The sequence below is a fragment of the Marinobacter sp. genome, assembly GCF_033722735.1.
GTDB lineage: Bacteria > Pseudomonadota > Gammaproteobacteria > Pseudomonadales > Oleiphilaceae > Marinobacter.
The window spans coordinates 1-20,518 of record NZ_JAWVYN010000010.1 but is presented as its reverse complement, the minus strand read 5'-3'; the positions used below and the strand labels follow the sequence as shown (position 1 = coordinate 20,518).

Genomic DNA, 20,518 nt, shown 5'->3' with positions numbered 1-20,518 from the left:
TTGCTCTCCTAGCTGAAGGCCTGTATTCCGGTCTGGCCTCGGCCCAGGATCAGGGCATGGACATCGTGGGTGCCTTCGTAGGTGTTGACGGCTTCCAGGTTCATCATGTGGCGAATGACATGGTATTCATCGGAGACGCCGTTGCCGCCATGCATGTCCCGGGCAACGCGGGCAATGTCCAGGGCCTTGCCGCAGTTATTGCGCTTCAGTAGGGATACCGCATCCGCGGAGGCCTCCCCCGCGTCCATCAGGCGGGCCAGCTGCAGAACCGCCTGCAGGCCCAGGGTGATCTCCGTCTGCATGTCCACCAGTTTCTTCTGGATCAGCTGGTTCGCAGCCAGCGGGCGACCGAACTGCTGGCGTTCCAGGGTGTAGCTACGGGCGGCGTGCCAGCAGAACTCGGCGGCACCCAGGGCGCCCCAGCTGATGCCGAAGCGTGCCTTGGACAGACAGCTCAGTGGCCCCTTCAGGCCTTCGATCTCGAGGCGATTCTCCTCCGGCACGAACACCTCGTCCATAAAGATGGAGCCAGTGACGGACGCGCGAAGGGAGAACTTGCCCTCGATCTTTGGCGTGTCTAGACCGCTGCTGCCGTCACGCTCGATGACGAAGCCGTTGACCTTGCCGTCGAGCTTGCCCCAGACCACGCAGAGATCGGCAATCGGCGAGTTGGTGATCCACGTCTTGGCGCCGCTCAGCAGATAGCCGCCGTCCACTTTCCTGGCCCGGGTTTCCATGCCGCCCGGATCGGAACCGTGGTTGGGCTCGGTCAGACCAAAGCAGCCCACCAGTTCACCGGCGGCCAGCCTGGGAAGGAGCCGTTGCTTCAGGGCTTCGTTGCCGTAGGCAAAGATCGGGTACATCACCAGGGACGATTGCACCGAGAGGGCAGAGCGGTAGGCGGAGTCCACCCGCTCCACTTCCCGGGCGATCAGGCCGTAGCAGACGTGATTCAGACCGGGGCCGCCATACTCCTCCGGCAGGGTGGCGCCGAGCAGGCCCTGCTCGCCCATGGCTGGGTAGATGGCGGGGTCAAAGGTTTCCTGACGATTGGCCTTGGTAATGCCCGGCATCAGTTGCCGGTCACAGAAGGCGCGGGTGCTGTCCTGAACCTGGCGTTCGGTTTCGTCAAGCTGCTGGTCGAATTGCAGCAGATCATCCCAGGGTGCGGCAGCCATAGACATTCTCCTGATCAAGAGGGACCTGCCGAGCGGGCCGGTCCCCGGCCGTTGATCGGGTGGACAGCTGCGCTGGCGGGTCTTTATAAGGGGCTCTGAAAGTGTCGTTTCTGATGAACAAGCCAATACTATAAGCGTTCACGGTATCGTCCGCCTCGTCAACCGCGCAGGAGGCTCCAGGTCAGGACGTCGGTGTCCCGCTATGGGCCGGTGCGGGAGTCCGGGCGGTGGCTTCAGGGCTTGCCGCCCAGCATGATGCGCACGGCGATACAGGCGTCCTCCAGTTCCTCTCTTCGTGGCTCTCGGCCACAGATGACGTCGCTGTAGAGGCAGGATTCCGCCAGTCGCACCATGAAGTAGGCCAGGCTGTCGATGTTCAGTGGCGGCTGGAGGCAGCCCCGATCGATCTGCTCGGTCAGCGTGCGCCTGTTGGCTTCTACCGTCCGGCTGTGGAGGGTGGACTGGGAGGAGGTGAGAATGCGCAGGGCATACTCCGGGGCCTGGTTGATGAATCGCCGCAAGGGTTCGGCATGCAACAGGGTCGAGTTGATGTAGCGGTACACCCCCACCACGAACTCGACCCCTTCCCCCGGCGTTGCCGTAATGGCTTCCTGGCGCAGGGACTCATAGAGCGACCACAGCACTTCGCCGATCAACAGGTCCTTGTTACCCACCCATCGGAACAGCGTGGCCCGGCCGATGCTGAGCTCGGCGGCGAGGGTGGCCAGGTGGATGCGCTCGCCCTTGAGCCAGTGACGGCGGGCGCGGCGCAGGGCTTCCGCCGGCGTGGCCTTGATGGTGTTGTTGTTATTGGACACTGAAACCTCAATTCGCAGCTTCGCCACATTCTAACCACAATGCCGGTGTCTATCCACGAAGCGCTCGGCCGTCGTGATCTCATGGCTATCCTGTTGCTGGCGTTATGGTTTTGTGAAGTTTCCGCTATAGACTGTTTAAAGCTGTGTGACGATGACGTGATGGCAACTCCGCAAGCTGTGCCTTGAGATCTGCAAGGTTGCAGGTCCACAACTTGAGGAGAGCATGATGAAAACCATTGGCACAGCACGAATGTTGGCATTGGCAGTACCGCTGGTCCTGATGGCGGGCGTAGCCCAGGCTGGCGATATGATGGACGACGACAAGATGATGGATGACGGCATGGCCAGCCACGGTTCCATGGCAGAAAGTGGCCACAATGAAATGGCGGACGGCGCCATGATGTCCAATGACATGGCCGACGGCATGGGTGATGGTATGAAGCCTGACACCATGAAAGGCGACACCATGGACGGCGGGATGATGGACGAGCCCATGATGGAAGACCACGGTATGTCCGGGTCCGACACCATGAACTAGGCAGCACCAGTGGCGGGCCGGGTCCAGCAGGTTGGCGAGATGACCTGTCGAAACAGCAGGCCCCGGCTGCTGCCACCGTATTGAGATTCAGGAGCCCATGACACGCACGGTACTGATCATCGAAGACAATCCGGGCATTGCCCAGCTGGTCCGCATGCACGTGGAAGACCTGGGGCTGACCGCGATTCATTGCGACCGGGGTGACACCGGGCTTGAGCGCTACCGCCAGGGGGGCATTGACCTGGTGGTCCTGGACCTGATGCTACCGGGTCTGGATGGCCTGTCGGTGTGCCGGGAAATCCGCAGCGGCCCCGGTTACGTGCCGGTGCTGATGCTGACCGCCAAATCCACCGAGCTGGACCGGGTGCTAGGGTTGGAAATGGGCGCTGACGACTACCTCACCAAACCCTTCAGCGTGGCCGAGCTGGCCGCCCGGATCAAGGCGCTGTTCCGTCGCGTCGATGCCATGGCGGCTCCGGCAGCCGAGGTCGCACCCGACAGCGAAGTGATCGAGTGCGAGGGGCTGCACATCGACCCCACCCGCCGCAAGGTGACGGTCCATGGCAAGGAAGCGGAGCTTACCGCCCGGGAGTTTGACCTGCTGTGGCACTTTGCCAGCCACCCCGGACGGGTGTTCAGCCGCACCCAGTTGCTGGACGCCGTCTGGGGCTACAATCACGAAGGCTACGAACACACCGTCAACACCCACATCAACCGGCTGCGCAACAAGATTGAGGCCGATCCGGCCAACCCGGACTTCATCCAGACCGTGTGGGGGGTGGGCTATCGCTTCCGGGACTGAACCATGCTGAAAACCCTCTACACCCGCCTGGCGTTCTGGCTGTTCCTGCTGCTGGTCAGTGTGGGCCTGCTGTATTCCTTCATCAGCTTCTATTCCCTGCGGGAGTACACCGCCTCGGTCAACCAGGAACTGCACCGGGACCTGGCGGAAAAGCTGGTGCAGGACCGTAACCTGGTGGATGAGGGCCGGCTGGATGAGGCGGCTCTCAAAGAGCTGTTCGACCTGTACATGACCATCAATCCCAGCATCGAGATCTACCTGCTGGACCCCAAGGGCAAGATCCTCGCGTACTCTGCGGACCCGGCCAAGATCAAGCGCAACCACGTTGACCTGGCCCCGGTGCGCCGTCTGCTGGCGGACATGAGCGCCTACCCGGTGCTGGGGGATGACCCTCGCAGCCACGATCGCCAGAAAGTGTTCTCGGTCACCCCCATCCCTTCCGCCGTCAATCCGGATGGCTACCTCTACGTGGTCCTGCGGGGCGAGGAGTTCGACATGGCGGAACAGATGGCCCGCAGCAGCCAGTTCATCGAGATGAGTGCCTGGGCCGTGCTGATCAGTCTGGTGGTGGGCATGCTGGCAGGGCTGGCGGTGTTTCGCCTGCTGACCCGACGCCTGAGCCAGCTCACCCAGCTGGTGGAACGCTTTGAAACCGGCGACATGAGCCAGCCACCGCAACAGACCTGGCAACAGCAGCGCCCGTTGGTGCGGGATGAGATTGATTACCTGGGGGTGGCCTTCGACCGGATGGCCGAGCGTATCGCCAGCCAGATCGAACAGCTGCAGGAGAAAGACGCCCTGCGCCGGCGCCTGGTGGCCCAGGTGTCCCACGACCTGCGTACGCCCCTGGCGTCCATGCAGGGCTACATCGAGAGCCTGCGGATGAAGCGGGCTACCCTCAGTGCGGGGGAGCAGGAACAGTTCCTGGATATTGCCCTGGCGGAAGGCCGGCGGTTGAGCCGCCAAGTGGACGAGCTGTTCGAACTGGCGGCGCTGGAGGCACGGGAAAAACAGCCCCGGCCGGAACCCTTCCCGCTGGCGGAGTTGGTCCACGACGTGGTGCAGAAACACAGCCCGCGGGCTGGGGCAAAAGCGGTGCGACTGAGGGTTGCGAGAACCCCCAGCCTGCCCCTGGCCCATGGCGACCTGGCCATGACCGAACGGGTGCTGGACAACCTGATCGGCAACGCCATCGAGTACAGCCCTGAGGGCAGCGAGGTGGTTCTGGACATGGACCGGCAGGATGAGTGGCTTCGCGTAACCGTCAGGGATGCGGGACCGGGTATCGCCGAGCAGGACCTGCCCCACATCTTCGACGCCTTCTACCGGGGTGAATCCGGCAACGCCGGCGGCCACGCCGGCCTGGGCCTGGCCATCGCCAAGCGCATCATGACCCTGCAGCAGGGCGGGATCGAGGTGCGCAACCTTCAGCCCCGGGGCACCGCCTTCACCATCACGTTGCCCATCGTTATAGATTCGTAAGAAATCCCCGACCGTCCCGTGAAATTTTGCGTACACACTGGTGTCCATAAACACAGAGGAACCCACCGGTTGGTTGGGTACAGGAGGCAACAAATATGAAGCGATATGTGCAAAGTGCGGCCCTGGTAATGGGGTTGGCGGTTATTGGCTGGACCCTGGGCGACCGGGACCCGGTCGCGGAGCCATCGCTGTATGCACCGGACGATCCCAGCCTGGCGGTAGCCACCTTTGCCGGCGGCTGTTTCTGGTGTGTGGAAGCGGCCTACGAGAAACTGCCGGGTGTGGTGGAGGCCGTCTCCGGCTACACCGGTGGCGTTGAGGCCAATCCCACCTACAAGCAGGTATCCTCCGGCAGCACCGGCCATACCGAGGCGGTCCAGGTCTACTACGACCCGGATGTGATCACCTACGAGGGACTGTTACAGGCCTTGTGGCGGACCATGAACCCCACCGATCCCAACGGTCAGTTTGTTGACCGCGGACGCCAGTACCGCCCGGGTATCTTCTACCACAACGAGGCCCAGCGCCAGGCCGCCGAGACCGCGAAGCAGGTGTTGGCTGAATCCGGCCGCTACGACAAGCCGGTGATCATCGAGATCGCGCCGTTCCAGGTGTTCTATGACGCCGAGGAGTACCATCAGGACTACTACAAGAAGAATCCGATCCGCTACAAGTTCTACACCTTCAACTCCGGCCGCTACCAGTTCGTCGACGAGGTCTGGGGCGAAGACCGGGAGATCGACTACAGCCAGTTCCGGCCCGAGCCCATGGGCGGGGCCGCCGGCTTCAATCCGGCCGATTTCGTCAAGCCCAGCGACGACGAACTGAAGCAACGCCTGACTCCGCTGCAGTACCAGGTGACGCAGGAGGACGGCACCGAGCGGGCGTTCAACAACACCTACTGGAATGAAAAGCGGGCCGGCCTCTATGTGGACGTGGTCTCCGGCGAACCGCTGTTCTCCTCCGATGACAAGTACAAGTCCGGCACCGGCTGGCCCAGTTTCACCAGGCCCATCGAGCCGGGTGTGGTGGTGGAGCGGGAAGACCGCAGCCTGTTCATGACCCGGGTGGAAATCCGCAGCAAGTACGCCGACTCCCACCTCGGCCACGTGTTCGAGGACGGCCCACCGCCCACCGGCCTGCGCTACTGCATGAACTCCGCCGCGCTGCGCTTCATTCCCAGGGAGCGGATGGTGGCCGAGGGGTACGGCGAGTACCTGGACCGGGTGACGCCGAAGGCCGTTGAGATGTAACGGGGAATGTCGGCCAAGGAGAAGGCCCGGGCCGTTGGCCGACGGTTCGGGGCGGCGTCATCTCTTCTGCGCCAGGTATACCCGATCCACTGCGGCGTAAAACCCTGCCGCTAACCAGGTTCGCATCATTGGCAGGGGCTGGGGGCTACACACCCAGTATCCCTGCAGCATGTCGCACCCCATCTCCCGCAGCAGGTTGGCGGTGTCCGGGGTTTCCACGCCTTCGCCGACCACCTGATAGCCCAGGCCCTTGGCCATCCGGATGGCCGTTGCCACGATCATCCGGGAGCCTTCGCTGGCGTCGATATCCAGGATCAGTGACCGGTCCAGCTTGATTTCCGTGGCCGGCAACTGCTTCAGGTAAGAGAGCGAGGAGTAGCCATTGCCGAAGTCGTCGATGGATATCCTGAGGCCAAGCCCGTTTAAGGCCTGGAGCACTTTCAGGCCCCGCTCCGGGTCTTCCAGGGCGGCGGTTTCAGTCAATTCAACGGTGATCCGGTCGGCCGGCACGCCGTGGCGCCGTAACTGGGTTTCGAACAGGTTCTCGAGATTCGAGGAGACCAGGTCCCGGGCCGAGACGTTCACCGACATGGTCAGCGTCGGATGGTCGCGATGCAGCTCGGCCAGGTCCGCCAGGGCCTGTGCCACCACCCATTGCGTCAGTTCGGTGATGCCGCCGGTCTCCTCCGCCAGGGGAATAAACTCGCCGGGGGGGACCCAGCCCCGTTCGGGGTGATGCCAGCGCACCAGCGCTTCCAGCCCGACGACCTCCCCGCTGGTCAGGTTCACTTTGGGTTGGTAATGCAGCTGTGTCTGGTTCTGGTTCAGCGCTTCCCGCAGGTCGGTCAGCAGCGTCAGCCGGCTCTCGTTGTAAATGTCATGATCCGGGGAGTAGATCCCGGTGCGAAAGCGGCCGTGAGGCGTCATTTCCATGCCGACATGGGCATTGCGGATCAGCAGCGCGGCGGTGTCGCCGTGCTGGGGGTAGCTGGCGGCGCCGAATCGGGGGTGCGTCTCGATGGCCAGGTTGTCCAGTTGCACCGGATCGGACAACTGCTTGAGGGCTTTGTCCAGGGCGGTGAAGTCGCCGCTGGCCTTGCGGACATCCACCAGTATGCCGAAGCTGTCGCCGGACAACTGGTAGACCCGTTCTATCCGGCCCTGGCTGTCGTGAATGGCGTGGGTGATGGGCAGTTTGGCCGCCAGCTCCATCATCTGCTGGGCAATCGTTTTTAATAGTCGTTCGCTGCGGGACAGGCCCAGCGTGCGGTTGATTTCATCCAGCCGGGTAATGCGGGCGACGCCCACCATGTAGTGGCCGTCGGGGTCTTCGGCCAGTTGGCGGTCGATCATCCATTCGAAGCGGTTGCGGTTCGGCAGGCAGGTCACCGGATCGTGGGTCATGGCGTCGTTCAGCCGGTTCTGGGCCTCGCTGCGGGCCTTTTCTTCGCGCAGGGTGTCGGCCTGCGCCCGGAATTTCTGCTCCCGCTCCCGGTAGAGCCGATCCGCCAGGGCCAGGGTGAGGATAAAGGCTTCCAGTCCGGAGCCAATCTGCATGGCGTGCTCGGTGAAGAAGTTCTCGGGGAAAAAGCCAAGGGCACGACCGGCCGTGGCCAGCACGCCCACCGTGAGCGGTATCCAGGCAACGGTGAAAAACGCACCGGCGCGGATACCTTCGGCCCAGCTGATGGGGCCGGCGATAAACAGCAGTGAGAAAAACACGAAGGCCGACACCGCGCCCAACAGGATGGCGGTGTTGTAGCTCACCAACAGGATGGTCGCGAAGTAGACCAGCTCGAACCCCAGCATCGCCAGCAGCGCCTTGTACAGCCTTGGGCTATGGGCCTTGATGCGGAGGAACTCCAGGCAGAACAGGATCGAGAACAGCGCCAGGGTGGGCATGGACAGCAGTAACACGTTGCCATGCAACACGGGCGCCCGGGGGTAGAAGTGCTGGAAACTGAACCCGGTGATGGACGTGAAGAACAACAGGTAGCCCGATATCGCCAGCGCGTAATAGAGGTAGAGCCGCTCCCGCAGGCTCAGGAACACCGCGAGGTTGATCAGGATAATGACCGTCAGACAACCGTAGAAAAAGAAATGCAGTTTCTGTTCATCGGCGGCCGCTTCGTAAAAGGCGTGCTCACGCCAGACACGCAGCGGCAGGATCATCGAGCCGGCGGTCTCGATCCGGATATACACGGTCCGGGCGTCGTTCGGCGCCAGTGTGAAGCGGGCCAGCATGTTGGGGTGATCCACATCCCGGGGATAGAAGGGCCGGGTGTCCCCGGTGCGGACCTGGCGAACAAGGGTGTCGCCGGAATAGACGTAGAACACGACGTCGTCGAGCTGGGAATAGGCCAGTTCTGCAATCAGGTTCTGCCGGTCGTCGGTGCGGTTGCTGACGGAAAAACGCAGCCAATAGGCCGAGGAGGTAATGCCGAAGGTGCCTTCGCCCTCGGCCTGCAGTTGCCACTGGTCCTGGGGTAGCGCCGTTACCTCATCAATACTGGCCTGCGCCGTGGGTTCTTCCCAATACTCGAAATGGGCCTGGATGGGCGCCCCAGGGTTAACCAGAACCTGTGGGGTTCCGGCGTGGGCAGGCATGCAGGCCCACACAAGGAGAGCGGCCAGGACAATTCGCAACGCCAGGTGATGGTTCACGGACAGCTAACCCCGTCGTCGATTTTCGGTTTCTTGTTTTGTTGCCAGAAGCTCCCTAAGTCTAGCAACTTCCCCGATTTATGTACTGTCGGATTGGGGGGAGAGCCTGTAAACCACGAAGCTGTTCAAAGTTTGGGGAACGCATCCCCCGGCATGCGTTGACTTTGCCGTGGCCCCCGAGGGTGGCCGCGGCTGGGCTATCCTGAGAAGGATCGGCTGGCCGTGGGGTTGGGGGCAGCTCGGTGAGTGTGGGCATTTCTTCGCCGAGAGGTAGCGCCATGAGAGTCGATCAGGCACCCAATTCTGTCGTGGTTGATGACTCGATAGCCACCGCCGGGCGTCTTGACGAAGCGCAGCTGTTGGCGTTTGGCCTTGTCGGAACTGCTGGCCAGGGGCGCCGGGTACATCAGGTGCAGGATGCCGTGTTTTTTCGCCAACCGGTCAAAACGGTCGAGGATTCGGGGCTGCCATTGCTCATAACGTTCTTTCGGCCGGTCCAGTTGCTCGCCCTGAGCGGTTTCCAGGAACTGCCACAGGAAGCGAAGGTCGATGGCATAACGGGCATTGAAGTCAGCCGCCAGACCCTGCCGGTAACCATGGTGCTGGCTGAAGGGCACCTGCTCCTGAATGCCCCGTTGCTCCTCCAGGCTGGTGCCGGTGAGTTATTTCTCGATGCTGGCTTCCAGTGCCTGTTCGTTGGTTTGCATATAGCGAAAAGCGGGGAATTCAATTGTAGGAATTGATTGTAGAGGCGTTCATTCTTTGTGGTGACGCTGCTGCGTTACGTTTCACAACCACAGATCCTTGACCGGCGTCTCCGGCCCAAAATGATGCTGAATCTGCGCCTGCAGCAGTTCCGCCGTGGCCAGGGCGTCGGTGAGGGCATGATGGGGGGCGTAATGGGGCAGGTTGTAGCGGGTGCGACTGTCGGCCAGGCGGATGGAGACCGAGCGCTCGCCTTTCAAACGCTGCAGCCAGTTGGGCCGGCGCTTGGGGTGCAGGTGCGCCTCGATGGCCATGGTGTCGATCACCGGGAAGGTGATGCCCTCCTTCAGCCGCCATTGCAGCGCCACGTTCAGGAAGGGGCGTTCGATCTCCCGGTAGTGCACCACCACGATACGCCCCGCCAATGCTTGCAGCAGCTCGGTCAGGATCTCGCCCAGGTCCGGGGCGTGATCGATGTCCGAGTGGGTAATGCCATGGATGGTCACCGAGTCCTGGCTCAGCGGCAGGTGGGGGTGGACCACCCAGTGGCGGGCGTCGCGGCAGTGAATGCGGGACAGGGTGAAGGGCACCAGGCCGATGCTGACGATGGAGTGCCTGTCCGGGTCCAGGCCGGTGGTCTCGAAATCCACGGCCACCATGGGCACCTCGCCGATGGGGGTGTCCGGTGCCGGGCAGCCGGCCTCAAAAAAGGCCTTCAGCCGGGGGTCCCGGGCCCGCGCGGCGTAATGGGCGAGTCGCTCGGGCCAGGGCAAGTCGGCCATCTGGGGTTGCGGCGGGTTGGGTTGTTTGCGATGAACCATGGATGTCCCGTAAACGTTGCGGTCAGGGCAGGGTACGGCCGACGGAGGCCTGGTAGCGGTAGCGCAGGAACTTCTGGGCATTGCTGACCACCTGGAAGGCGTCCTTGAGGTGATTGCGCTCGAACGGCGACAGGTCCTCGGGGCGAACGTTGTTGTCCGGCTCCCGGCCATCCTCGATGGCCAGGGCCTGGTGACGGATGCGGACGATGGCGATGAATTCCAGCGCGTCCCGCAGGTTCTCCACGCCTCTGTCCGGCAGCAGGTGGGTCTCGCCAATGGCCCTGAGCCGCTCAAAGGAGTTTTGCGCCCGTGAGCCGCAAGCCAGGGCGTGAATCCGGATCAGGTCGGAGATAGGAGCGGTGCCCCGCCGTTTGAGGTTAAAGGTGTTCTTCTGCTTGCCGTCCTCCTCCATCACGAAGGTGCGGAAGAAACCCAGCGGCGGTGTTCGATTCAGGGCGTTCTTGGCCAGGTAGGCCAGGAAGCGCTGGCTCTGGCTGGCCTTGTGGGCAATCAGGGTCTTCAGCTCCTCGGCCATCTGGGTGTCGCCGTAGATGCCGTCCAGGTCGAAGAAGATGTTGCTGTTGAGCAGGGCCTCGGCCTTGGGGTTCTCGATCCAGTCGGTGAAGTAGCCCTTCCACACCCGCAGCGGCTGACGCCACTTCTCGTTGGTGGCCATGATGTCGCCGGTGCAGTACTTGTAACCGCAGGCGGCCAGGCCGTCGGAGACAAACCGGGCCAGTTCCAGGAAGTACTCGTCGTGCTGTTCCGGATCAAAACTGTCATCCAGAATCATGGCGTTGTCCTGGTCGGTCACCACCAACTGTTCGTCCCGGGCCATGGAGCCCAGCGCCATGAAGCAGTAGGGGATGGGCGGCGGGCCCAGCTTTTCTTCCCCCAGTTCCAACAGCCGCTGGGTGAAGCTGCGTCCGATGCCGGCCATGGCGCTGCCGATCATGTGGGAATTGGCGTCTTCGTTGACCATGCGGACAAAGGTGGGCGCCACGTCCTGACTGACCTTCTTGAGCCCTTTCACCGTTTGCTGGTGGAAGATGTTACTGACCAGGAACAGACTGCTCTGGCTCTCGTACTTGATCACGTCCGCCAGTGAGATCACCCCGCGGGGCTCATCCTTGTCCATCACCGGCAGGTGATGGACGTTGTTGTGCAGCATCGTCAGCATGGCCTCGAAGATGAACGCCCGGGCGCGGAGGGTGATCAGTCCCGTGGACATGATGTCCTGGATCGGGGTCTCCGAGGGCAGGGCTTCGGTCAGGGCCCGGGTACGCAGGTCCCGGTCGGTGATGATGCCGGCCAGGGTCGGTTTGTCCCCGCTCTCGTCCATCAGCAACAAGGAGGAGACCCCTTCTTCGGTCATGATGCGGGCGGCTTCCTGCAGGCGAACCGTGGTGGGGGCGGTGACCGGCTTGCGGGAGATCAGCCGGGTTACCCGTGCCGTCATCAGCGTGTTGCTCTTCTCCCGTCGGGACACTGCCGCCCGCAGGCGGGTGCGATCCTCGATCTCGACGTAGTCGGCAAACTGTTCGTCGGTCTCCCACAGGTGCTGGAAGACCTCCGCCGGGATCAGGTAGAGCAGGGTGTCTTCCAGGGCCGTGGCCGGGAACCGCACGGTCTTGTTCATCATCAGCCCGAACTGGCCAAACACCTCACCTTCGCCGAGGCGGTTGTAGAGCTCGCCGGATCGCCGGTAGATCTCCACCGCCCCGCTGCGCACGTAGTACAGACGGCTGCTGGGGTCACCCTGCTGGACGATCGAACTGCCGGCCCGGTAGTAGGCCACTTCTATCTGTGCGACCACCTGGTCCAGGGTCTCTTCGGCCATCTCGTCGAAGGGCGGGTGTTGGGCCAGGTGATTGCGAATTTCGATCAGTTCGGCTTGCATGCAGGGCCTCTGGCGGTCGTCCTTGGAAGTACGCTGTTCAGAGGCAATATAGCAGGTGGGGAAAAGGATGGACCATGCGGGTTGCCCGCATGGTCCGAATGCCCCTACTGAACCAGGGACTGGAAGATGGAGCCGCCGCCGCAGGCATCGCCGTTTTCGTAATCGGTGGTGACCACGTTGGCGATCCAGTCATTGAGCAGCGTCACCGCCTCGGTGTGGGTCACGCTGCGGGCGATGGGCGGCATCATCCGCTGCGGATCGTGCTCGGCCCCCAGGCGGCAGGACACGATGGAGGCGTCCGGATCCCCCGGTACCACGATGTGCTGGCGGCCGCAGGAACCGCCGCCGGTAGCGGTGGGTTTCTTGCAGATGCCGTAGCTGGCGTCCACTTCGCGGAAGTGGTCCAGGTAGTAGCCGGTGTTGGAGGCGGCGCCGCGGTCGTTGTGGCAGTGCTGGCAGTTGACCTCCAGGTAGGCGCGCAGGCGTTGCTCGATGTCGGCCTCCGAGCCGGCCACCTCGCCGCTGTCTCCCGGCAGGTTCCAGTGGGGCAGGCGCTCGATGTTGGTGGCCACGCCATGACCGTCGATGTTCAGGGCCGGAGTGCCGGTGAGGATACCCTGGTCCACCCAGTACTGGAGCTGGTTCACCCGCGGGAAACCGCCCTGGCCCCGGCTGCCCATGAAGCTGGACTCCGGCGCGTAACGACGGTTCAGGTTACGGGGCTTGGGCCCGATGGGGGCGCTGCCGGAGGCCACATCGTCGTTGCTGTGGCAGGTAATGCACTGGTTGGCGTTGGGAATGGCGTAGCTGTCGGTGGAGCCGGCCAGCAGGTTGCCGGTGCGGCTGTCCTGATAGTGCCAGCTCACCGCGCGGGTGCCGCCGCCCATGGCCAGTTTGGCCACCGGCTTGCCGTCGCTGCCGGTCTCCCAGATGTAGGTCAGGCCGTCCCAGAACGGCTTGCCACTCTTGCCGGTCCGGCGGATCAGCAGGCGGGTCTCCACCAGCTCCTCGGTGCCCTCGGCCTCATTGGTGAAGGTGAACGTCTTGCTGATCACGGTGCCGTTGGGGAAATGCAGGGCGCCGTTGAGGTTGCCGCCGTCCTGGCCGTCGTAATAGATGGCCTTGGTGCCGGGGGGGATGAAGGCAACCCGGTACTTGGTAGCGTAGTCGGAGAACAGCTTGCTGTTGAGCACGAACGGCACACCGCCTTCATTGGGCGTGCTGCGCGGGTCGTGGGGATCGGCGAACAGATTGTACTGATCCAAACGCGGACAGTTCACCGCCAGCGCGCGGCGGTTGACCTGGTTGGGGCCGACATTGCGGCCACAGAGTCGGTTGACGTACTCCTCGGTTGGCGCCGGATCGATCTCGCCACTGCGCTCGAAGGGTGGGATCACCACCCGCGGCAGCGGTTCCAGCAGCTTGCCGAAGCGGGCCTGGCAGTCGTGGACGGACTTGTCGGTGTCCGCCACCGCCCCCGGCAGCCCTTCCAGGATGGACCGTACGCCTTCCGGGCTGAGGATGCTGGCATCCTGATCGGCGGCGGCCAGCACCAGTTCCATGCCCTCGGTACCGTGGAAGTTCATGTAAGCCTGGCTCTCGCCGCCCAGGTCGTTGTTGTTGAAGCAGGAGCCCCACTGGGGCAGCTTGCGGTTGCCGGCGGCATCGAACTTGTAGGCGTTGTAGTGACACGACGGGTTTGGGTGCTCGTTGGTGTGGATCGGCTTGCCATTCTCATCCCGGGGCACCGGCTCGCCGTTGGCATCCACCGGGTAGGGGCACTCCTCGTCCAGCTCGTCCAGCAGGCCGTCCCAGACAATGTGGGCGCCCTTGCCCGGGTTGGTGACGTTCTTCAGGCCGATCAGGGTGGGCAGCACCGTCTCCACCTGGCCTTCCATCACCGCCTCAAAGTCCGGCGGCGGCAGATCGTAACCGGAGTTGCGCATCACGTTGTGATGGATGTGCAGGCCCTCGGTGTAGGGGTCCAGCTTCTTGTCCGAGGTCTTGCCCTCGCCGTCGATCAGCTCATAGCTGGTGTAGATCACCGCGGCGGTGCTGTGGTCCTCGAAGGTGTTGTTGTAGACCTCGATGTTGTCGTAGCCCAGGGTGATGAAACCGGTGCCCCGGGGCACCGCCGACACCAGGCCGCTGTGAGCGAAGTTGTAGGTGTTGTTGTTGCGGGCGAGGTTGTTGAGCATCACCGAGGTGTCGCCGTACTGGGTGATGTTCTCCAGGTCGTAGATCAGGAAGCCGCCGGTGTTGCACTCGGCCAGGTTGTTGTCGTACTCGCCACCCTGGACGTTCTCGATCTCGAACCCCATGACGTTGTACACCGCGCGGCTGTCGCGGATGATGGCGGTGTTGGTCTGGCCCACGTAGATGCCGGCATCCGAGGCGCCCACGGATTCGGAGTTTTCCACCAGGATGTTTTCCGACTCCACCGGGTAGATGCCGTAGCGGCCGCTGGCGGAGCTGGGCACGTAATCCGGGGTGGGGTCGCCCTCGTTGTAGGGCGGCGCGGTACAGGCCACGTGCAGCCGGCTGGGGTAGTTGTCGGCGGTGATCGGCTCGCCACCGCCGGACCAGAGGGCCCGCACGTCCCGCAGGGTGCCCCACTTGACCCCCTTGAGCTTGAAGGCGTCGCCCGGGGAGTCGAGGATGGTCAGGCCCTCCACGGTGATGCCCCGAACGTTCAGCGCTTCCAGGCCGGTGACATTCACGCTGTCCCGGAAAGAGAGAACGGTCTCGTCCTTGCCGCAGCCTTCGATGCGGATGTCCTCGGTGGCCTGCAGCAGCAGGCCCTGGTCCAGCTCAAAGAAACCACAGCCGAACTCCATGACATCGCCCGGCCGCATCTGGATCATCGCCGACACCATGTCGGTGGTGGCGTCGGGGCCGGGGTTGATCATAAAGGTGCGGCCCTCGGAGAAACGGTCGGGCTTGCCGCGGTTGACCTGGTCGCCGGCGACGACGTTGTCGGTGGCCGGTGGCCGGGGAGCATCGCTGTCACTGCCGCCCCCGCCGCCGAAGCAGCCGGCCAGCAGGACGGCGGACAGGGCCGCCGCCAGACCGGAGGTTGTCGGGTAGTGTCTCATCGTCTCGTTCTCTTTGTTGTGTTGTGCACTGTGTTTGTGGGTGATGCCTGAGGTTGTCGGCCCCCTCCCGGGGGCCGCTGGAAAGGTTGGTGAACGGCCGGATCAACGCGCCGCCTGTTCCGCCCGTTCCCACATGCGCAGGTAGGCCTCGGCGGAGGTGAACAGCTGGTTCACCGCCTCGTCGACCTGCTCGCGGGGGGCGTCGCTGAAGCGGATCATGTCCTCGATCTGGTCCGGGTAGAGGCCGTAGTGGGCCACGCCGCGGCCGTCGTACAGGCTGAATGACCGGTCGCCGGTGCGCTGGACGTCGAAGGTCACCCGGCCGTCCACCGAGCTGAACGGATAGAGCTGGTCTGCCAGCTCCGGGCTGCCGGGGTTGCCGGCCAGGGCCGCGATGCCATTGACGTCCGAGGCCATGCCGGCGCCACCGAAAGGGCCAACCCGGTAGGCATCGTCCCGGGGGCGGCCGCCGTCCCGGGTCAACTGGCGCACCCAGTGGTCACGGACCGAGGCGAAGGAACCGGTGACGCCCCCCTGGGCGGCGATGCGATCCCGCAGCCGCTCGGTGCCGCCCCAGCCACCGTGGCTGTTGATCACCGGGTAACCGTGTTCCTGGGTGATCTCCAGGATGCGGGCGGAGGCCTTGCGGCTGATGTGATCGGTTTCGATCAGCATGCCCCGCTTCATCAGCTCCTCGATCAGGAAGTGGCCCAGGTCGGTGAGGCCACGCCGGTTGCACAGGTGTTCGGTGCCTGCGCGGGGATCGTACTCGGCAAACTCCTCGGGGCTTTCCGGGAAGCGGTCGCCCAGGTAGTCGAGCTGGAACAGCAACTGTTCCATCAAGCCGAACGGTCCCAGTGGCTCCGGGTTCTGGTCCGGTTCCTGTCCGGTGTATTCCTGCAGTTCGGCCGGGCAGGTCTCGAACTCGATGGGGTGGCCGGTCTCGGCCAGGTTGCCCGCGTACAGAATGGGCCCGATGCCGAAGCCCACCCCCAGATCGGGCAGGTGGCCGGCGAAGGCGTTGTCGAACTTGTGCACCGGGAAGACGTTGCGCACGCCCAGGTCGTAGAGCCGGTCCAGGCGCTCGACGATCTGCTCCCGGGTACACTCCGGCTGATCCTGGAACTCGCCGCAGTTGAACACCTTGGAGGTCTCGACCCCCAGGATCACTGCCATCTTGCCGGCTTCGATCACCTCCCGGGCCTCGGCGGGGCTGGTCACCAGCCGGAACCACCCCAGGCCGGGGCCGCCGTGTTGGGCGTCGATGTAGTCCTGCATGTCCTGCATCAGTCGTGCCTGCATTTCGATGGCGGGCATGGTGTCACAGTCGTTCTGTTTCTGCGGATTGAGCTGGCAGAGAATCTCGTTGTGCACCAGGTCATTGACCAGAATCTTCAGGCCAGAGAGATGCGCCCGTTCCAGCCAGCGGTAGTAGCTCTGGTGGTGCTGCAGGGAGTCGTTGCGGGGCCAGTAATTGAAGGTAGGCCAACCCTGGGTCTCGTGAGGGCCGAGGGTGCTGGTGACATGCTCCACGATGCCGGTCATGCCCTGGGGCCCGTGGTTCGCTTCACAGTCGTGCAGGGCATGGTCGATGCCAAACTTGTGGAACGGATCGCCGTAGTTCACCCGTCCACCAATGAACTCGTAGGCGGAGATGTGGCTGTGCACGTCCACATAACCGTACAGGTCGTTTTTGTCGATGCCGCGAATGCCACGGAAGCGGTCCACGTCTTTCAGGTAGATGGCCGGCCCCTGGGAAGCGACGGTGGCGTTCAGCTCTGCCTCGGGGTAGGCGGCACAATCACTGGCAGGCACCATGGTGAACTCGCTGTCGGCGCCGGCAATGGTGGGCGATGACAGCCCCAGGCCCTGGTCCGAGGCCGTCAGCAGCAAGCCGGTGACCCTGGCGGCAAGCTGGAAACGGTCGTCGCTGGCGGGGAGCGCATCCCAGACGGCCAGGTCGCTGGCCTCGGTGACCAGCCCCAGTGCCGGGTTGACCGAGATCTCGGCGAGCTGGTCGCCGCTGTCTTCCAGGCTCTCACCCAGGGCCCGGACGGCATCGCCGAGTGGCGACACCGGGTCCAGGAAGAAGTTGGCCATATCCCCCAGGCCCGCCACCAGATAGCTGACTTCGCCAATGAAGTTGCCGGAATCGTCGAGGAACTCGCCCATCGGATCGGTGATGCCCAGCAGCGACTTGAGACCCTGCTCGCCTTCGCCACGCTGGTAGTCCGACAGCAGCAGGTAGCTGCCCAGCCCGGTGGGCTTGAAGTAAAAGGACGCAGCCTGGCTGGCGTCGGTGGTGGTTCGATAACCGTCATTGGCCGGGCTGGTGGCGAGGTAGTGACTGCCCTGCTGGATCAGGTAACAGCGATTGGCAAACTGGTAGCGACCATAGGGCTGCTGCCGCTCAACCCGGTCGCCACCCACTTGTCCCGGCGGATCGGCAGCCACGGTAGCGGGGGAGGAGGTGTCGGTTGGCGTTGTTTCGGTGTCGGATTGATCGGAGGAGCCTCCGCCACCCAGACAGCCGGACAGGGTTAACGCACTGCCGAGCAGCCACGCCTTGAAACAGGGATGGTTTGAGTGTGTCATTGGTGCCTCGGTTTTTGTTGTTGTCTGGACTAAACGTGAGAAACTCTCACGAGGTTCCATTTAATACGTGACAGTTTGTAGCATAATGGCGTTGTGTGAGCTGCGTCACATTGGGCCAGATTTTAATCAGCGTGGTCCGGTGGGCTGTCGCACTGTGCAGGAGTGATGGATTTGGCAGTTCGTACCTTGGTTCTGGGAGGCATCCGGTCGGGCAAGACCGGCATGGCCGAGCGCACGGCGCAGGCCCATGAGGGTGAGGTGGTCTATGTGGCCACGGCGACGGCGGGCGATGAGGAGATGGCGGCGCGGATCCGTCGGCACCAACAGGCCCGTCCCGGGCATTGGGGCTTACGGGAAGCGCCGCTGGCCCTGGCAGAGGTGTTGGCGGATGAGGCAATGCGGGACGAGCCGCCGTGTTTGCTGATCGACTGCATGAGCCTGTGGGTGAGCAATCTGCTGCACGCCGGGGACGCGGTGTTCGAGCGGGAGCGCACGGCCTTCCTGGAAACGGTGACTGCCTACCCGGGCGGGTTGATCATCGTCAGCAACGAGGTGGGGCTGGGGACGATCGGCATGGATTCGTTGACCCGCCGGTTCTGCGACGAGCTGGGCTGGCTCAACCAGGCGCTGGCGCAGCGGTGTGATCGGGTGTTGATGAGTGTGGCGGGGTTGCCGTTGGTTTTGAAGGGATAAGGGGCCTAGCCCGGGAAGCCAGGCACCCCGGGGCCTGTGTACTAACGCTTACCGGGGGAGCATTTAACTGGTGATATCACCTTCTCTCGACTGCGTTCCTGACCAAATGACTCTTGCTCAATATGCGGGGCATCTAACTCAGCTTACACAATATTTATAAGGGAAGGGTTTTCTACGACCGAGCTGGTCGAAATTTGACCAAGCTTCCCCCTGCTGGGTTTCAAACCCTCTTTTCAGCGGTATAATCAGGGGCTGCTCAGGATGAGTAAGTCGGTCCCAGCGATAGCGATAGGTTTAATGTCTGTCCTTGGGATCACGCGTACATCGAACTTCAAGGATCGAAGACATGCCCGAGGCCAATCGCCCCGCTGCAGCGGGACTGCAGTTCACTGCCCGTGTGGGCAGCCTTCCCGACGATTTGTTCTCCGTGGTCGGGTTCGAATTCACTGAAGCCCTCTCTGAGCTGTTCCGCGGCAAGCTGGAACTGGCCAGCACCGATCCGGGGATCGGCGTTTCCGAGGTCCTCGAACAACCGGTGGAACTGGCCGTCTGGCAGGACGGCCAGCTGCTGCGCCGCTTCACCGGCGTGGTCTCCGAATTCGCCCGCGGCGACACCGGCCACCGCCGCACCCGCTACGAGCTGGTGGTGGAGCCACCGCTGTGGCGCCTGGGGCTGATGCGCAACAGCCGCATCTTCCAGACCCGGACCCCGGACACCATCCTCAAGACCCTGCTGGAGGAGCGCGGCATCGCCGACACGGTGTTCGACCTCAGGCGCACCCCGCAGGAGCGGGAGTACTGCGTCCAGCACCGGGAGAGCGACCTTGGCTTCCTGCAGCGCCTCGCCGCCGAGGAAGGCTGGCATTACCGGTTTGATACCGAACAGGACAGCCAGCCGTTGGTGATCTCAGACCACCACGGCGACACCGTGACCCTGCCGGAGGCCACCTACAACGCCACCGCCGGCGGCAGCAGCCGGCAACCGGCGGTGCTCGAGTTCAGCTATCGGGAGCGGGTCCGCGCCGCCTCGGTGGCGATGAAGGACTACACCTTCAAGAACCCCGCCTACGCCCTGATGCACGAACAGGCCGCGTCCGGCATCGACCACCAGCGCGACGACTACCAGCACTACGACTACCCCGGCCGCTTCAAGGCCGATGCCAGCGGCACCGCCTTCACCCAGGCCCGGCTGGACGCCCTGCGCAACGACGCCAGCGAGGCCCATGGCAAGAGCAACCGTCCGGACCTCGCCGCCGGCGCCAAGCTGCCCCTGACCGGCCACCAGCAAGATCCGCTCAACCGCGATTGGCTGCTCACCGGCATCGTCCACACTGGCAAACAGCCCCAGGCCCTGGAAGAGGAGGGCGGCTCCGAGCCCACCAGCTACAGCAACACCTTCGAGGCCATCCCAGCGGATCGCACCTGGCGGCCCCACCCAGCCTCGGTGGAACGGCCAATGATGGACGGCCCGCAGATGGCCACCGTCACCGGCCCTGCCGGCGAAGAGATCCACTGCGACGAGCATGGACGAGTAAAAGTTCGCTTTCCCTGGGATCGCTACAGCCAGAACGATGAACACAGCAGTGCCTGGTTAAGAGTCAGCCAGGGCTGGGCCGGTGGCCAGTACGGCTTCATGGCTCTGCCGCGCATCGGCCACGAGGTCATCGTCAGCTTCCTCGACGGCGACCCGGACCAGCCCATCATCACCGGCCGCACCTACCACGCCACCAACACACCGCCCTACGCGCTGCCGGAGCATAAGACCCGCACCGTGCTGAAAACCCAGACCCACAAGGGCGAAGGCAGCAACGAACTTCGCTTCGAGGACGAGGCCGGCCAGGAACAGATCTACGTACACGCCCAGAAAGACCTGGACCTGCTCACCGAGCACGACCGCACCGAAGTCATCAGGCACGACAGCCACCTGACGGTGGAGAACGACCGCCTCGGCCATATCCAGGCCAACGACCACCT

Annotated in this window: 14 protein-coding genes; 6 read left to right on the top strand and 8 right to left on the bottom strand. The window is 63.6% G+C overall.

Translation table 11 applies throughout. The features are described from left to right. Nucleotides 1-8 precede the first annotated feature (8 nt). Together R3175_RS09175 and R3175_RS09170 are read right to left on the bottom strand one after the other, a co-directional pair. Nucleotides 9-1,178 (bottom strand): acyl-CoA dehydrogenase, encoded by a 1,170-nt coding sequence (locus R3175_RS09175; RefSeq protein ID WP_318943968.1) that lies wholly within the window; start codon nucleotides 1,176-1,178, stop codon nucleotides 9-11. Between the two features lie 233 nt (nucleotides 1,179-1,411). After that, nucleotides 1,412-1,996 carry a QsdR family transcriptional regulator gene (locus R3175_RS09170; protein WP_318943967.1) on the bottom strand — a complete coding sequence of 195 codons (585 nt, stop codon included), beginning with the start codon at nucleotides 1,994-1,996 and terminating at the stop codon, nucleotides 1,412-1,414. 223 nt (nucleotides 1,997-2,219) lie between these two features. Here R3175_RS09170 and R3175_RS09165 point away from each other — a divergent pair, with 223 nt between their 5' ends. From R3175_RS09165 to msrB, 4 genes are all read left to right on the top strand, one after another. Continuing rightward, a complete protein-coding gene (locus R3175_RS09165) occupies nucleotides 2,220-2,534 on the top strand; it encodes a hypothetical protein (protein WP_318943966.1) in 315 nt (104 codons plus the stop codon). Between the two features lie 97 nt (nucleotides 2,535-2,631). Then, on the top strand, nucleotides 2,632-3,336 hold the full coding sequence (locus tag R3175_RS09160) for a response regulator transcription factor (protein WP_318943965.1): 705 nt from the start codon (nucleotides 2,632-2,634) through the stop codon (nucleotides 3,334-3,336). Between the two features lie 3 nt (nucleotides 3,337-3,339). Further along, entirely contained in the window at nucleotides 3,340-4,818 is a 1,479-nt protein-coding gene (locus R3175_RS09155) for a sensor histidine kinase (protein ID WP_318943964.1), read from the top strand. A 95-nt stretch (nucleotides 4,819-4,913) separates the two neighbouring features. Beyond that, complete coding sequence (gene msrB / locus R3175_RS09150; protein WP_318943963.1) at nucleotides 4,914-6,071, top strand: peptide-methionine (R)-S-oxide reductase MsrB; 1,158 nt, start codon at nucleotides 4,914-4,916, stop codon at nucleotides 6,069-6,071. Between the two features lie 57 nt (nucleotides 6,072-6,128). Here msrB and R3175_RS09145 read toward each other — a convergent pair whose 3' ends face one another. The 6 genes from R3175_RS09145 to R3175_RS09120 form a co-directional block, all read right to left on the bottom strand. Beyond that, nucleotides 6,129-8,678, bottom strand: a complete 2,550-nt coding sequence (locus R3175_RS09145) for an EAL domain-containing protein (protein ID WP_318943962.1) — start codon at nucleotides 8,676-8,678, stop codon at nucleotides 6,129-6,131. Between the two features lie 254 nt (nucleotides 8,679-8,932). Further along, the gene (locus R3175_RS09140; protein ID WP_318943961.1) at nucleotides 8,933-9,352 is read right to left on the bottom strand and encodes a hypothetical protein; all 420 of its coding nucleotides are present in this window, start codon (nucleotides 9,350-9,352) and stop codon (nucleotides 8,933-8,935) included. A gap of 171 nt (nucleotides 9,353-9,523) precedes the next feature. Next, a complete protein-coding gene (locus tag R3175_RS09135) occupies nucleotides 9,524-10,261 on the bottom strand; it encodes a 3'-5' exonuclease (protein ID WP_413231752.1) in 738 nt (245 codons plus the stop codon). A 22-nt stretch (nucleotides 10,262-10,283) separates the two neighbouring features. Further along, nucleotides 10,284-12,161 (bottom strand): putative nucleotidyltransferase substrate binding domain-containing protein, encoded by a 1,878-nt coding sequence (locus tag R3175_RS09130; RefSeq protein WP_318943960.1) that lies wholly within the window; start codon nucleotides 12,159-12,161, stop codon nucleotides 10,284-10,286. 104 nt (nucleotides 12,162-12,265) lie between these two features. After that, on the bottom strand, nucleotides 12,266-15,256 hold the full coding sequence (locus R3175_RS09125) for a parallel beta-helix domain-containing protein (RefSeq protein ID WP_318943959.1): 2,991 nt from the start codon (nucleotides 15,254-15,256) through the stop codon (nucleotides 12,266-12,268). 102 nt (nucleotides 15,257-15,358) lie between these two features. Further along, on the bottom strand, nucleotides 15,359-17,851 hold the full coding sequence (locus tag R3175_RS09120; protein WP_318943958.1) for a hypothetical protein: 2,493 nt from the start codon (nucleotides 17,849-17,851) through the stop codon (nucleotides 15,359-15,361). A 171-nt stretch (nucleotides 17,852-18,022) separates the two neighbouring features. On the opposite strand from R3175_RS09120, the gene cobU reads away from it, so the two are divergent. Further along, a complete protein-coding gene (cobU, locus tag R3175_RS09115; RefSeq protein ID WP_318943957.1) occupies nucleotides 18,023-18,544 on the top strand; it encodes a bifunctional adenosylcobinamide kinase/adenosylcobinamide-phosphate guanylyltransferase in 522 nt (173 codons plus the stop codon). Between the two features lie 346 nt (nucleotides 18,545-18,890). Then, a partial coding sequence (locus R3175_RS09110; RefSeq protein WP_318943956.1) for a type VI secretion system tip protein VgrG occupies nucleotides 18,891-20,518 on the top strand: 1,628 nt, incomplete at its 3' end.

Coding starts and splice junctions, on each gene's coding strand:
- R3175_RS09135 (WP_413231752.1), bottom strand. CDS start 10,261: ATGGTTCATCGCAAACAACCCAACCCGCCGCAACCCCAGATGGCCGAC.
- R3175_RS09125 (WP_318943959.1), bottom strand. CDS start 15,256: ATGAGACACTACCCGACAACCTCCGGTCTGGCGGCGGCCCTGTCCGCC.
- R3175_RS09160 (WP_318943965.1), top strand. CDS start 2,632: ATGACACGCACGGTACTGATCATCGAAGACAATCCGGGCATTGCCCAG.
- R3175_RS09130 (WP_318943960.1), bottom strand. CDS start 12,161: ATGCAAGCCGAACTGATCGAAATTCGCAATCACCTGGCCCAACACCCG.
- R3175_RS09155 (WP_318943964.1), top strand. CDS start 3,340: ATGCTGAAAACCCTCTACACCCGCCTGGCGTTCTGGCTGTTCCTGCTG.
- R3175_RS09145 (WP_318943962.1), bottom strand. CDS start 8,678: ATGCCTGCCCACGCCGGAACCCCACAGGTTCTGGTTAACCCTGGGGCG.
- R3175_RS09165 (WP_318943966.1), top strand. CDS start 2,220: ATGATGAAAACCATTGGCACAGCACGAATGTTGGCATTGGCAGTACCG.
- msrB (WP_318943963.1), top strand. CDS start 4,914: ATGAAGCGATATGTGCAAAGTGCGGCCCTGGTAATGGGGTTGGCGGTT.
- R3175_RS09175 (WP_318943968.1), bottom strand. CDS start 1,178: ATGGCTGCCGCACCCTGGGATGATCTGCTGCAATTCGACCAGCAGCTT.
- R3175_RS09120 (WP_318943958.1), bottom strand. CDS start 17,851: ATGACACACTCAAACCATCCCTGTTTCAAGGCGTGGCTGCTCGGCAGT.